This is a genomic window from Williamsia limnetica (assembly GCF_003217475.1).
Classification (GTDB): Bacteria; Actinomycetota; Actinomycetes; order Mycobacteriales; family Mycobacteriaceae; genus Williamsia; species Williamsia limnetica.
Genome location: NZ_QJSP01000020.1, coordinates 98,554 through 112,436 on the forward strand (window position 1 = coordinate 98,554; position 13,883 = coordinate 112,436).

At 66.6% G+C, this 13,883-nt stretch carries 12 protein-coding genes; 6 read left to right on the top strand and 6 right to left on the bottom strand.

Annotation, left to right across the window (positions count from 1 at the left end; all coding sequences use genetic code 11):
- Nucleotides 1-197 precede the first annotated feature (197 nt).
- From DFR67_RS25835 to DFR67_RS25845, 3 genes are read left to right on the top strand one after another with little or no spacing between them, the layout of a single operon-like run.
- Nucleotides 198-824: a hypothetical protein gene (locus DFR67_RS25835; RefSeq protein ID WP_084837955.1), complete on the top strand. Its 627-nt coding sequence runs from the start codon at nt 198-200 to the stop codon at nt 822-824.
- Complete coding sequence (locus tag DFR67_RS25840) at nt 821-3,367, top strand: putative PEP-binding protein (protein ID WP_110472332.1); 2,547 nt, start codon at nt 821-823, stop codon at nt 3,365-3,367. The genes DFR67_RS25835 and DFR67_RS25840 overlap by 4 nt, the downstream gene beginning before the upstream one ends.
- On the top strand, nt 3,364-4,434 hold the full coding sequence (locus DFR67_RS25845; RefSeq protein ID WP_110472333.1) for an acyl-CoA dehydrogenase family protein: 1,071 nt from the start codon (nt 3,364-3,366) through the stop codon (nt 4,432-4,434). Before DFR67_RS25840 ends, DFR67_RS25845 begins: the two co-directional genes overlap by 4 nt.
- Nucleotides 4,435-4,509: 75 nt before the next feature.
- On the opposite strand, the gene DFR67_RS25850 is transcribed toward DFR67_RS25845, so the two are convergent.
- Genes DFR67_RS25850 through DFR67_RS25875 form a run of 6 tightly spaced genes read right to left on the bottom strand, consistent with a single transcriptional unit; the run spans nt 4,510 to nt 10,823 of the window.
- A complete protein-coding gene (locus DFR67_RS25850) occupies nt 4,510-5,760 on the bottom strand; it encodes an acyl-CoA dehydrogenase family protein (protein ID WP_110472334.1) in 1,251 nt (416 codons plus the stop codon).
- 16 nt (nt 5,761-5,776) lie between these two features.
- The gene (locus DFR67_RS25855; protein WP_110472335.1) at nt 5,777-6,928 is read right to left on the bottom strand and encodes a thiolase family protein; all 1,152 of its coding nucleotides are present in this window, start codon (nt 6,926-6,928) and stop codon (nt 5,777-5,779) included.
- Nucleotides 6,925-7,326 (bottom strand): Zn-ribbon domain-containing OB-fold protein, encoded by a 402-nt coding sequence (locus tag DFR67_RS25860; RefSeq protein ID WP_110472336.1) that lies wholly within the window; start codon nt 7,324-7,326, stop codon nt 6,925-6,927. The genes DFR67_RS25855 and DFR67_RS25860 overlap by 4 nt, the downstream gene beginning before the upstream one ends.
- A gap of 7 nt (nt 7,327-7,333) precedes the next feature.
- Nucleotides 7,334-8,743, bottom strand: coding sequence for a dihydrolipoamide acetyltransferase family protein (locus tag DFR67_RS25865; protein ID WP_110472337.1), 1,410 nt, complete (start codon nt 8,741-8,743; stop codon nt 7,334-7,336).
- A 3-nt stretch (nt 8,744-8,746) separates the two neighbouring features.
- A complete protein-coding gene (locus tag DFR67_RS25870; RefSeq protein WP_110472338.1) occupies nt 8,747-9,772 on the bottom strand; it encodes an alpha-ketoacid dehydrogenase subunit beta in 1,026 nt (341 codons plus the stop codon).
- A 22-nt stretch (nt 9,773-9,794) separates the two neighbouring features.
- Nucleotides 9,795-10,823 carry a thiamine pyrophosphate-dependent dehydrogenase E1 component subunit alpha gene (locus DFR67_RS25875; protein WP_245938164.1) on the bottom strand — a complete coding sequence of 343 codons (1,029 nt, stop codon included), beginning with the start codon at nt 10,821-10,823 and terminating at the stop codon, nt 9,795-9,797.
- 216 nt (nt 10,824-11,039) lie between these two features.
- On the opposite strand from DFR67_RS25875, the gene DFR67_RS25880 reads away from it, so the two are divergent.
- From DFR67_RS25880 to DFR67_RS25890, 3 genes are read left to right on the top strand one after another with little or no spacing between them, the layout of a single operon-like run.
- The gene (locus DFR67_RS25880) at nt 11,040-12,584 is read left to right on the top strand and encodes an AMP-binding protein (protein WP_110472340.1); all 1,545 of its coding nucleotides are present in this window, start codon (nt 11,040-11,042) and stop codon (nt 12,582-12,584) included.
- A gap of 26 nt (nt 12,585-12,610) precedes the next feature.
- Nucleotides 12,611-13,210 carry a histidine phosphatase family protein gene (locus DFR67_RS25885; RefSeq protein ID WP_110472341.1) on the top strand — a complete coding sequence of 200 codons (600 nt, stop codon included), beginning with the start codon at nt 12,611-12,613 and terminating at the stop codon, nt 13,208-13,210.
- Nucleotides 13,207-13,830, top strand: coding sequence for a histidine phosphatase family protein (locus DFR67_RS25890; protein ID WP_110472342.1), 624 nt, complete (start codon nt 13,207-13,209; stop codon nt 13,828-13,830). Before DFR67_RS25885 ends, DFR67_RS25890 begins: the two co-directional genes overlap by 4 nt.
- Nucleotides 13,831-13,883 lie beyond the last annotated feature (53 nt).

The window sequence follows — 13,883 nt, forward strand, 5'->3', positions numbered from 1 at the left end:
CGTATCCGACTTTGAGGATGCACTGTCAAGTAACTCGACCGGATCAATTCTGTACATAGTTTCGGGCTCTTTCTTGACATCCACTACTATTTGGGTAGGTTATGAGCACCGTCACAGTCCCGGCCGAGGTGGTGTATCAGTCACCGCCGACGCAGGTCCCCCGACCCCGGGGCACCGAGAACCAATCGAGGAGCACCATGAACGACCTCGCGACCAACACGTCCACGCAGGCCACCGCATCGAGCGAGTTGGTCGGCCTCGTGGTCAAGGGGATGTTCCGCGGCCCGGTCTCACCCGAGCTGCAGCTGGTGATCGACGCCGGGGACGCCGTCGCCAAGGGCCCGATGGTGATGCCGACCCCCGCCGGGATCAGCGCGGCCGGCGCACTCGTCCGGTTGCCGGAGGGCAGCGACGAAGAGAAGGCGGTCAACGACTTCCTGCACGCCTTCCTCCCGGTCAACCGACGCCTGCGCGAGTTGTGCACCGCATGGCAGTGCCGGCCGGACGGCTCGGTGAACGATCACTCGGACGCCCAGTACGACGCCCGGATCCGCGACCAACTCGACGACATCCATACCGACGTGTCGAAGATGCTCCGGCGCGCGGGCAAGCAGTCCGCAGACCTCCTCGCATATCGGGATCAGCTCAATGTCGCGCTCGAGCGCTTCGACGGTGGCGACACCGCGTCCCTCACCTCTCCGCTGACCGACGGCTACCACACCGTCTGGATGTGGCTGCACCAGCACGTGCTGATGATGCTCGGCGTCACCCGCGCCGAAGACGAGGCCCTCGAAGAGAAGCTCGTCGCTGGCAGCGCGGAATGACTCTGTCCGACAACTCTGTTCATTCCTATACCCGAGCTGCGGTCCCCTATGGACAGGGCCGCGGCCGGGGACTCGGAGCCGACGTACTCGGTGTTCACGGTGTCGAGATGGACAATCTCGTCGCTCTCGGTCTACCGGTGGTGCCGGGCCTGACCGTTCCGATCGGATCCGGCAGTGGCCTGGAGAACCGCGAAACCGCGAACACCGCGATCGATCTGCTCGAAAAGCTGGCAGTCCGCGGCATCTGGCCTGCCACCCGCACCGAACGTCGCCCGATGTTGATGCACCTGCGCTGCAGCGCGCCGGTGCCGGTATCGGCGCTGCCGCCCGCGATCTCGGTCATCGGTTTGTCGAACCGCAACATCGACGCCCTGGTCGAGGTCATCGGCCGCGACCGCGACATCTACGACTCCTGGGCCGCGAATCTGCGCTTCGTCGCCGAAGGTGCCCTGGGTGTCGACGTCGACGATCTCGATGACCTCGACGACGATCATCCCGACAGCCGCGCTCGGGTCCCAGCGTTGCTCGATCTCATCGAGGAAACCACCGGCGCGCCCTATCCCGCCGATCCTGCCGAACAACTCGGACTCGCGGCCAAGGCGATGCTGGCCCGGTGGGCCTCCCCCCGCGGCCAGCGTGCCCGCAAGGCGCTTTCTCTGCCCGACGATCTCGGCATCGCCCTCCACGTCCGGGCCCTGCGACTCGGGTCGTGGAACGAGTCCGGGTACGGCTCCGCGATCAGCCGCGACCTGGAGACGGGAAAGTATGCCCCGCACGGCGTCTTCCACCTCGGTGTCCGCCGTACCGACCCCAACCCCGGCCCCGGCGAACCCCTCGGCCAGGTCCCCGGTGGCGTCACCATTCTCGATCAGATCTTCGCAACCCTCGAACCGCACCTACGTGGCGTCGCGGAGGTCGAGTTCGAGGTCCGCGACCGGCAACTCGCCCTGCTCAGCGCGGGCGCGCTCGAACATCCGGGCCCGCGTGCGGTCACCCACCTCGCGGTCGACCTGGCCAACGACCACTCGATCGAACGCAGCGAAGCAGTCCGGATGCTCGAGCCCGACCTCATGCAGGATCTACTGCACGCGCAGCTCAAGCTCAGTGGCAACGAGGAACTACTCGCCCAGGGCCTGCCCGCATCTCCGGGGGCCGCGATCGGCGAGATCGCCCTGTCGAGTGAACGCGCGCTCCAAGTGGCCGGTCAGGGCAAGGACGTCGTCCTCGTCGCCTCCGAGACCAGTCCCGCCGACGTACCCGCGCTGCTCGCCGCCACCGCGGTCGTCACGTCCAACGGCGGCCTGGCATCCCATGCCGCTGTTGTCGCGCGTGGCGCAGGACGGCCGGCGGTCTGCGGTGCCACCTCCCTACGCATCGACCTGACCGCACGCACCGTGACCGCCAACGGTGTCACCATGTCCGAGGGCGATGTCGTCTCGGTCAACGGCCGGACCGGCGACATCTACGCCGGAGCCGTCATGATCCGGCCGGCAGAACCATCACCCGAACTCGAGGTCCTCCTCGGCTGGGCCGATGAGATCCGTGAACTGGGCATCCGCACCAACGCCGACAACGCCGAGGACGCCGCCACCGCTTTCCGGCTCGGAGCCGAGGGAATCGGCTTGTGCCGCACAGAACATCAGTTCATGGGCGACCAACTGCCGCTCGTGCAGCGTCTCGTTCTCGCCGAGAGCGAGGCCGAGGAGATCGAGGCCATCGCAGCTCTGACCACCGCACAGCAATCGGACTTCACCGATCTGCTGCGGGTGGTCGGCAACCGACCGATCACGGTGCGATTGCTCGACGCACCCCTGCACGAGTTCCTGCCTGCCGACGGCCAGTATCGCGATGCCGCCCAGGCCGAACGTGCCGCGGCGACACACGAATCCAATCCGATGCTGGGCCTGCGCGGCGTCCGCTTCGCGATGGTGCAGCAACGGTTGTACCCCGCGCAGGCCGAAGCGCTGTTCCGTGCCTGGGTGACCGTCAACGCAGAGGGGCTCTCGCCGGTACTCGAGGTCATGATCCCCCTGGTCTCGCTGCCCGGCGAGCTCAGCAAAGCCATCACCCAGGTGGACAGCGCCGCCGCCGCCGTGGCCACCGACACCGGCGTCAAGGTCCCCTACCTCGTGGGCAGCATGGTCGAGACCCCGCGCGCAGCGCTGCTCGCCGCCTCGCTGACCGCCGACGCCGAGTTCCTGTCGTTCGGCACCAACGATCTGACCCAGCTGACCTACGGCTTCTCCCGCGATGACGTCGAGAAGACCATGCTCGCCCACTATCTGGACCACGGCCTGCTGACCGACAGCCCGTTCGCCGTACTCGACCGCGATGGCGTGGGCGCACTGGTCACAATGGCGGCGGAGCGGGCTCGTGGGTCACGGCCGACGGTGAAACTCGGCGTCTGTGGAGAACATGGCGGCGATCCGGAGTCGATCTCGTTCCTGAACTCCATCGGCCTCGACTACGTCTCGTGCTCACCCCGCCGCGTACCTGTCGCACGGCTTGCTGCAGCACACGCGACCCTGGAAAGTGGCCGATGAGCACCGAACTGGACGATCTGCGCGCAGCCGTACGCGATGCAGCAGCCGACCTCGGCGGACCAGACCTGTGTCGTTCACTCGACGCCTCGGGCCCCGGTTGGGATGCCACGGCCTGGTCCGTGATCGCCGAGCAGATCGGCGTCGGAGCACTGGGTCTGCCCGAATCCTGCGGTGGACTCGGTGGATTGGCCGAACTCGTCGTGGTGGCCGAGGAGCTCGGCGCCGCACTGCTGCCCGTGCCCTTCCTCTCGACCGTGTTCGCCGGACAGGTACTCGTCAACACCGGCGGTGCAGACGACGTTCTCTCCGAGATCGCCGAGGGAACTCCCGCTGCCGTCGCCGGGCTGAACCGCCAGGGCTGGTGGTCCCCCGATGATCTGATGTTCACCGCGGCCGATCAGGGCGGCTCGTGGTCGCTCACCGGACGCGCTCCCGCCGTTCTCGGTGCTGCCGGTGCTCGCTGGTTGGTCATCCCCGCTGACACTCCTGGTGGTCCCGACGTGTTCCTGGTCGATTCGGCCACACCCGGCGCGGCCGTCGTTCCGCTCGAGACCCTCGACCTCTCCCGCGGGCAGGGGTCCGTCACTCTCACCGACGTCTCTGCGACGCGGTTGACCACCGGTGGAACAGCCGCTGCTGCAGTACTTCCCGCACTGGACATCGCCTGCATCGTCTTGGCCGCCGAACAGCTCGGCGGAGCGCAGACCAGTCTCGATCAGACCGTCGAGTACGTGAAAGAGCGTCGGCAGTTCGGACGCGAGATCGGCAGCTTTCAGGCCGTCAAACACACCCTCGCCGACCTGTTGGTGCTCGTCGAGTCGAGTAGGTCAGCAGTCACCCGAGCGGTGGAGGCCGACGATCTCGTCGAGGCAAGCGCCGTCGCCCAGGCGTGGTGCAGCGATGCCTACCGGACCGTCAGCGCCGAGGCGGTCCAACTCCATGGTGGTATCGGCTTCACCTGGGAACACCACTGCCATCTGTACTTTCGACGCGCCCGCGCCGACGCCCAGCTCTTCGGCGGCACTGCGCTCCACCGTGAGCGACTGGCCGCCGCTCTCGCCTGGTAACCCCGATTTTGGTGGGTTCTGGCGAACAAAACCCCAGGTCGGCGTCACCAGAAGCCACCAAGATCGGGAGTCGGGTCAGCGCTTGTCGCGTTGCGACCAGGGCTGATCGCGGTTCTCGCGGGGCTCCGGCGGTAGACCGAGAACCCGCTCACCGATGATGTTGCGCTGGATCTGATCGGTTCCGCCGGCCAGTCGATATCCCGGGCTGCCCAGCAGGTGTTCGGTCCAGGCGAACTGATCGTCATCGACATTGGCGGTGACGTTGCTGCCCAGCAGGTCCGCCGCGATCTCGCCGATCTTGCCGAGTACGTCCGACGCCATCAGTTTGCCGACCGACGCTGCCGGTCCAGGCGAGATTCCCGCCGCGGCAGCGCGTGCGACGCGATCGGCGGTGGCGGCACGGAGTTCAGAGCGGATGTAGACGTCGGCGATGTCCTGACGGACGAGCGGATCGTCCGAAACCCCCAGGGACTGTGCCAGCGAGACCAGTTCGGCGACCGAGCCACCCTTCTTGCGGGTGACCGACCCCGAGGCGGTGCGTTCGAAGGCGAGGGTGGCACCAGCGACCTTCCAGCCCTGCCCCACCTCACCGAGCCGCATGCTGTCCGGGACGCGGACGTCGTGGAGGAACACCTCGTTGAAAGAGGCGCCGCCACTCATCTGGCGGATCGGCCGGATCTCGACGCCCTCGGCGTCGAGCGGGATGAGAAACGCCGTGATGCCCTTGTGTTTCGGCACATCAGGGTCGGTGCGGGCGAGCAACATCCCGAGATCGGCGAATCGAGCTCCGGACGACCAGACCTTCTGCCCGTTGAACACCCACTCATCGCCCTGCCGGACACCGCGGCAGCTGAGCGCCGCCAGGTCAGAACCCGCCCCGGGCTCACTGAAGAGCTGGCAGGCCAGCAGATCGGTACGGAGCAACGGGTTGGCGTAGGCAGCCCGTTGCTCGTCGGAGCCGAACATCGCCACGGCCGGTCCGACCAGACCTGTGGTGACACTGATCAGTTCTGTGGACGGCGGAACATCGAAGTCGCGCTCTGCCTGGGCAATAGCCGAAGCGAACGATGCAGGCAGTCCCCGCCCACCGTGTTCGACGGACAGGGTCACAGCCCCGTAGCCGGCGTCGAAGCGCTGCCTGCGATAGTCACGGACCGCGTTCAGCAGCGCGAGTTCGTCCTCGTCGGACAGATTGCGGAACACCGCCAGATCAGGCCGGGCGTCCGGGGAGGGTGCCGGCCGCGGCGGCAGGATCGATGCGAGCCAGTCGCGGACCTCCGCCTGGAAATCTGCCAGTTCGGGGACGACGTCGAGAGCCTTGGTCACAGCGAGCCTTTCGAGATCACGTGGTCAGAACAGTGCACGCCGACAGTCCCGGGGCGCCGTACACGTGGGTGAAGCCGATGGACGGTCGGTTCGGCACCTGATGGCCTTCGGCCCGCCCCTGCAGTTGCCGGACCACCTCGTGGACCTGACGCAAACCGGATGCGCCGATCGGCTCGCCGCCGGCGAGACAACCGCCATCGGTGTTGATGGGTAGCTCACCGTCGAACCGTGTTGCGCCACTGTCGAGGAGCTTGCCCTGGTCTCCGTGTGCGCAGAGACCGGTCTCGGCCATGTGGATGATCTCCGAGCCCGAGTCGGTGTCCTGCAACTGCGCGACCTGCACGTCGGACGGGCTCACCCCGGCACTGGCGAAAGCAGCGGCAGCCGCATCGATGCTGGGGCTGTGGACGGGTTCGGTGTGGAGCCAGGGCGAGAACACCTCGAAGGATCCGAATCTGCGGGTGCGCACCTCGACTGCGGCCAGCCGGATCGGGTTGTCGCACAGATCGAATGCCCGGTCGTCACGCGCCAGGATCAAACCCACGCCGCCTTCGCCCGGCGAGCAGAACATGTATTGGGTCAGCGGATCGTTGACCGGTGCGGAATCGAGCACCTGCTGCGCGGTCAACAACTTGCGGCGCCACGCCATCGGGTGCGCGGCACCATTGGCGAAAGCGCGTTCGGACACCGCGGCGAGTGCGTGTTCATCGAGGCCATGCTCGTGAAAATACCGGCGTGTCTTCATCGCGAAGTACTGGGTGGTGACCATCATGCCGGTGCGGGCGTACCACTGACCGAGGCCGTAGGCCGCCGGGTCGGAACCGAACGCACCGCGCGGATGCTTGTCGAAACCCACGACCGCCACCACGTCGGCGCGGCGCGCGGTCAGCATGTCGGCAGCGGTCGACAGGGCGACTCCACCTGTGGCGCAACCGTTCTTGACCGTGGTGAACGGAACTCCGGTCAGGCCCAGGCGCGACACCAGCGAGTCCGGTTTGCCGGACACGTTGCTGCCACCGACCGCGGCATCCACATCGGACCAGCTGATACCTGCATCCGCGAGGGCCGCACGCAGCGCGTGCTCGCCCATGTCCATACCGGTGACACCGTCGTGCCGCCCGAAGGCGTGCATACCCGCGCCAACGATGTAGATGTCCTCTTTGCTCACGACGACACCCTCTCGGACGGGACCTTCGCGAAAGCAAAGGTGAACTCGGCATCACTGACGTCGAGCAGACACAGCTCGACCTGATCGCCGATGGCGACCTCACCGACGATCCTGGATTCGACCAGCACCGAACCGAGGTCGACGTAGCCGACGACAAACGGTTCGAAACCGGATGCAGGCGCCTCAAACGGCGGCTTCGGCGCGAACGATTGCCGTGTCCAGGTCCAGACCGTGCCAAGCCCGGGCAACGCCTGTCGTACGACGTCGACCCCGGCGCAGCCCGGACACCGATTCGCGGCCGGGAACACCACGACATCGCATTCTGCACAGCCACTTCCGGCCAGCAGCGGCGGATCGAGCTGGGCGAACAGGGTTGCGTCGATGGCGACCGAATCCATGGCGTACCTACCCGGCCAGCAGGCTCAGCGGTCGCGACAACACCGCGCTGAGGGTGCGCAGGAACTCCGCGGCGGGAGCCCCGTCGACGGCCCGGTGATCGAAGGTCAGGCTCAACGTCAAGACCTGGGTCTTGACGGGAGTCTCGCCCTCCCAGCGGAATCCGTCCTTGGCACGTCCGACACCGAGGATCGCCACATTGCCCGGGTTGATGACCGGCGTGAAGAAGTCGACACCATAGGCACCGAGGGTGCTGACGGAGAACGTCGCACCTTCCATGTCGGCCATCGCGAGCTTGCCCGTTCGCGCGGCCGCCGCGAGTGCGCCGGTACGACCGGCGATCTCGCCTACCGACAGTGCGTCTGCGCCCTTGACGACCGGGACGATGAGTCCGCCCTCCACCGCCACCGCGACACCGAGGTTGATCTCCGAGAACAACGTGATCTTGTCATCGGCGATGCCCGCGTTCAGCAGCGGATGCTGCTGCAACGCAACGGCGACCGCCTTCATGATGAAGTCGTTGAGACTCGGTGCCTTCGCGCCGCTTTCGCCGGCCTCCGCCTTGAGTTGCGCCCGGGCTGCGACGAGCGCGGTCACGTCCGCCTCGTAGCCGTGGGTCAGCTGCGCCATCGTCTGCAAGCTGTCGACCATGTTACGGGCGATCGCTCCCCGCATGCCGGTCAACGGGATGACCTCCCCCGGTTGCGGTCCGGACACAGGTGCCGGTTGCGCAGAGGCTGCGGACGGCGCCGCGGCAGCCGACGATCCGGCGGCCTTCTCGACGTCGGCCTTGGTGACCCGGCCACCGATTCCGGTACCCACGATCTTCGCGAGATCGACTCCCAGTTCCGCGGCCCGCCGACGGACCAGAGGCCCCACGAACTGACCGGCAGACTCTCCTGCCGGTTCGGATGCGGCAGCAACCGGAGCGACGGCAGCGGGTGCAGCAGCCAAGAACTCTTCGACATCTTCGGACACGATGCGCCCACCGGGGCCGGTACCGCGGACGGCAGTGAGGTCGACGTTCGATTCGGCAGCGACGCGCCTGGCGTTCGGCGAGGCTTTGAGCCGCGTTCCGTCGCCGCTGACGGCCGCAGCCGTGGCGAGCGCTGCGGGTTCGGCCTCGGGGGCGACTACGTCTTCGGCTGCAGCGGCCGGGGCGGCCCCGTCTGGGGCCTGTTCACCCTCTCCGAGCAACCAGCCGATGACCGCGCCGACCGGCAGTACGTCGCCGGCCTTCGCGTTCGTGGCGAGGAATCCTTCGGCCTCGGCCTCCACGTCGACCTCGACCTTGTCGGTCTCGAGGCGCAGGAGGACGTCACCCATACCGATGCGCTGTCCCGGGGTGGCCAGCCACTCGCCGATCACCCCTTCTTGCATCGTGAGGCCGAGTTTCGGCAGCACGATCTGCTGTGCCACGACTCAGCCCCTTTCGAGCAGACGGCGCGCTCCGGCGACGATGCGGTCGGCGTCGGGCACGTAGGCCTTCTCCAGCGGCGTGCTGAACGGGACCGGGGTGAACGGCGCGCCGATACGCAGGACCGGGGCATCGAGGTAGTCGAACGCCTCCTCCTGGATCTGCGCGGCCACCTCGGCGCCGATACCGCCGAAGGTCACGGCCTCGTGGACCACGAGGATGCGATTGGTCTTCGACGCCGACTTCACGATGGTCGCGGTGTCGAGCGGCTGGACCGACCGCGGGTCGACGACCTCGACCGATACGCCGGATTCGGCCAGGATGTCCGCGGCCTTGAGCGCCTCGACGACCATGCGACCGAACGCCACGATGGTGACGTCGTCGCCCTCGCGCGGAATCGCGGCCTGCCCGAGCGGGATCTCGTAGATCTCCTCGGGGACCTCACCGCGGGCACCGAGCAGGACCTTGTTCAGCATGAACACGACCGGGTTGTCGTCGCGCACGGCCGCGACCATCAGGCCCTTGGCGTCGTGGGCGTTGGACGGCATGACGACCTTGAGGCCGGGCGTGTGCGCCAGCCACGTCTCAAGGCTCTGCGAGTGTTGGGCACCCGCGCTGACGCCGGCGCCATAGGCGACGGCGATGACCATCGGCACCTTGACCTCGCCGCCGTACATGAACTTCATCTTCGCGGCCTGGTTCACCACCTGGTCGAGTGCGACGGCCAGGAAGTCCATGAACATGATGTCGACGATCGGACGCAGTCCGCGTGCAGCGGCTCCGACTCCGAGCCCGATCAGACCCATCTCGGCGATCGGGGTGTCGACCATCCGGCGGGGGCCGAACTCGTCGAGCAAACCGTCGTACATGTGGAAGACGCCGCCGTAACCCGCGACGTCCTCACCGATGACGAAAACGTCTTCGCTCTCGCGCATGGTCTGGGCGACGGCCTCGTTGTAGGCCTTGACATACGTGGTGACCCTGGCCGTGGCGGCCTCCGCGGGTGCGGTCAATTCTGTTGCAGTAGACATTGGTTCAGCCTTTTCTAAAGGTTCAGTCGCTGTAGACGTTGAGGGCGAAGTCGGCCAGGTCGGGGAACGGGCTGTTCTCCGCGAAGGCGACGGATTCGGCGATGTCGGCGTCGACCTCGGCCCAGATGTTGGCGAACTCACCTTCGGTGACGAGGCCCTCGGACACTGCCCGCGCCTCGAGCAGCTTGATGGCGTCCCGCTCTTTCCACGCCTCGACCTCTTCCTGGGTGCGGTACGTCTTACGGAGACCCTTCACACCCTGGTGGTCGTAGTAGCGGTAGGTCTTGGCCTCGACCAGCGTCGGGCCACCACCGTTGCGGGCGCGTTCGACGGCGCGGCCCACTGCAGCGCGCACCGCGATGGCGTCCATGCCGTCGCAGATTTCGCTGGGGAAGCCGTACGCAGGCGCACGATCGGCGACGTTCTCGAGCTTCATGTGGTCGCGCAGCGCGGTGAACTCGGCGTATCCGTTGTTCTCGCAGACGAAGACGACCGGCAGTTCGAGGATGCCCGCCATGTTCGCGGCTTCGTGGAAGGCGCCGATGTTGCTGGCGCCGTCACCGAAGAACGGGATTGCCACGGTGTCTTCACCGCGGTACTTGGCGGCGAAGGCCGCGCCGACGGCGATGGGGATTCCGCCGCCCACGATGCCGTTGGCGCCGAGCATGCCGATGGAGAGGTCGTTGATGTGCATCGAGCCGCCACGTCCCTTGCAGTAACCGTCGACCCGCCCGAACAGCTCGGCGAACATCTGCCGGAACTGGGCGCCCTTGGCGACGGCGTGACCGTGCCCGCGGTGGGTCGAGGAAATCTGGTCCGTATCGCGCAGGTTGCTCATCGCACCCGCGGCGACGGCCTCCTGGCCGACGTACAGATGGAGGAAGCCGGGGAGTTTGCCGCCCTCCATGAGGCGGCCGGCCTCGGTTTCGAACTGGCGGATCCGGACCATCCGCCGATGGAGGTCCAGAAGCACCTCACGGCTGGGCGTCGGGTCGTTCGATCCGACGGGCTCGATGGCCTCACGGGTTGCGTTTGTCGCGGTCGAAGTCACCACGAGCACCTCTTCTCTGTGTCCAAACAATGCAGCGACGAAGTTCGGGCTGACTTTGTTTACGTCTTCTACAGTATGGACCACAACTGTAGCCCAATGTAAGTAGAATCACTATAAAGTTACTAAGGTCTGAGGTCAGGCTGCTTCTTACTTGACTTGGTGTCCAGTAAATCGCACCATAGGCCCGGACGTGGACCGTTTGAAGGAGAAAAGTCGATGCTCGACCGAATCAGAGATCGGGCGGTGTCCGACCCCACCGGGGTCGCACTGATCGACGACAACAGCTCATTGACGTGGACCGAGGTCGCGGACGCCCTCGATGCGCTCGGCGAGCACTTCATCGCACTCGCCCCCGATTCCGACGAACGCGTCGCGGTGATCGGTGAGAACACCGTCGAGACCCTGCTCGCGCATGCCGCGGCGATCGGTCGCGGCGTCGGGACGGTCGCGGTGTCTCGGCAGCTCAAGCCCGCCGAGATGGCCGATCAACTGCTCGACTCCGGCGCGGTGGCCGTGGTGACGGGGCCGCTGGGCCTGGCATCCTCTGTAGCAGCGGCACAGAAGACCGTTTTGCGAGCCGTCGTCGTCCACAACACCGAGGCAGGCGACGGAACAGTCCCGTGGCGAGATGTCGTGACCCCAGTCGAGGCCGCAGCATCCGCCGCGCCGACGGAGCGACCCGCCCGTCCCCCACTCGTCTACACCTCCGGCACCACTGGTCGCGCCCGCGGCACGCAGGTGCGCTGGCTTCCCGCCCCCGTCGACACGGCCCAGGAATACGCCGATGCAGTGGCCGCCCGATCGGGCTACCCCGCGGGCGTCCACCTGGTGGTCGGCCCGCTGCAGCACAACGGGCCACTCACCGCGATCCGTCACCTGCTGTCAGGTCGACCTGTGGTCGTCATGGGCCGGTTCGACGCCGAACGCGCGTTGTCACTGATCGAGACCCACCGGGTCACCTCCACCCTGATGGTCCCCACCCACTTCCAGCGCCTCCTGGCTCTTCCCGAGGCGACGCGCGCGAAGTACGACGTTTCGAGTCTGGAGTGGGTTGCCCACACCGGCTCCGCGTGTCCGGCGGACGTCAAACGCGCGATGATCGACTGGTTCGGACCGATACTCGTCGAGTCCTACGGCGGCAGCGAGATCGGTTCGGTCTGCCGGATCGATTCCGTCGAATGGCTCGCGCACCCTCGGTCGGTCGGGCGGGCGACGCCGCCGTTCGAGGCAGTCGTCGTCGGCTCGGACGGCACCGAACTGGGCCGCGGCGAGGTGGGAGTCCTCGGATTCCGCACCCCACCCGAACGCAGCGTCGTCTATCACGCCGACCCCGAAAAGACCGCTGCTGCATACATCTTGCCGGGTGTCGCCACCCTTGGCGACGTCGGATATGTCGACGAAGACGGATACGTCTTCATCACCGATCGGGTTGCGGACATGGTGGTGTCGGGCGGCGTCAACCTGTACCCGGCCGAGAGCGAACGCGTCCTGCTGACTCATCCCGCGGTCGCCGAGGTCGCGGTGATCGGTGTGCCCGACGACGATCTGGGTGAATCCCTGCTCGCACTCGTCGTTCCGGAGCCCGGAGTAACGCTCGACATCGGCGAGCTGAAAGCGTTCGCCAAGGACTCGATGGCGTCATACAAATGCCCCAAGAAGTATGTCGTCGTCGACGAACTGGCCCGCAACGTGATGGGCAAACTCGACAAGAAGGCACTGCGCGCCCCGTACTGGAGCACCGACCGCACCATCGCCGGCTAGTTCGGCGAACCCACTGGAAGGCATTCATGATCGAGGTTTTGTTCGTCCGGCACGGCCAACCCGTTTCGCGGGTGCGTAATCCGGGCCTCGCGCCCGAGGGGATCGCGGATGCCCGCAAGCTCGCCACCTGGCTGCGGCACGAGCAGATCGACGCGATAGTCGCGAGCCCACTCGCCCGGGCGCTCCAGACCGCAGAGACCGTTGCCGGGGGAATGGGACGCGAAGTCGATCTGGTGCTCGAGGATCTCCGGGAGTGGGACGACGACATCAGTCCCGAGGACTACATGGCCCTCGAGGACATGGCCCCCGATGACGCCCGGCTGACCGCGGTACGCGATGGCCGATTCGAGGAGTACGTGCCCGCCCTCAACCTGCCGAAGTTCCGGGCCCGCGCACGCTCGGCGCTGGAGCAGATCTTCGACCGGTACGAATCCGGCCGCGTGGTGGCAGTGGCTCACGGCGGAATCATCAACGCGGCCGTCGCCGACGTCCTGGAAATGCCGAAGACGTTCTGGCACAACCCCGCATACACCTCGGTCGCCCGGGTTCGGAAGCTCGATTCGGGCGTGATCATCGTCGACTCGATCAACGACACCGCACACCTGCGCGGCACGGTGACGGTATGACCCAGATGGTCGACGCAACAGCCGTCCTCGATGACACCCTGGCGAACGCCAGCAGGGTCATCCTCGTCAGACACGGATTACCCGGCGATCTCGGTGTGGCTGATCCCGGACTCGGAGACGAAGGCATCAGCCAGGCACAGCGATTGGGTGAATGGCTGCGGGACGAACCTGTGGCGCAGGTTGTCTCCAGTCATTACACCCGTGCTCACGAGACCGCGCTGTTCGCGGCCGAGCCGCATGGCCTCGACGTCTTTGTCGACGAGAGATTGCGGGAATGGGACAGCGACCGGACCACGTACTCCACGCCGGAGGCCATCGCAGAGACGCCGCGCGGAAAAGCGTTTGCAGAAGCCCGCTTCGACGACTTCATCCCGGACTACGACAAGGTCGAACTCGCCGCACGTATGCGCGCAGCGGTGCTCGAGGCCGTCCAGCGGGCTCCGGGACAACTGACGGTTGTCGCTTCTCATGGCGGCGCCATCAACACGCTGCTCACCGACATCCTGCAGGCGCCGTCGCCGTTCTTCTTCAATCCCGGCTACACCTCGATGAGCCGCATCGCCGTGATGCGTTCAGGCTGTCGACGGTCACGTAATTCCTCAGGGGTTTCCGTCAGGTAATTCCCCATGTCCGAGCGTGCTGGGGTCAGCGTAGCTGAGCAGGTCGGGTGGGG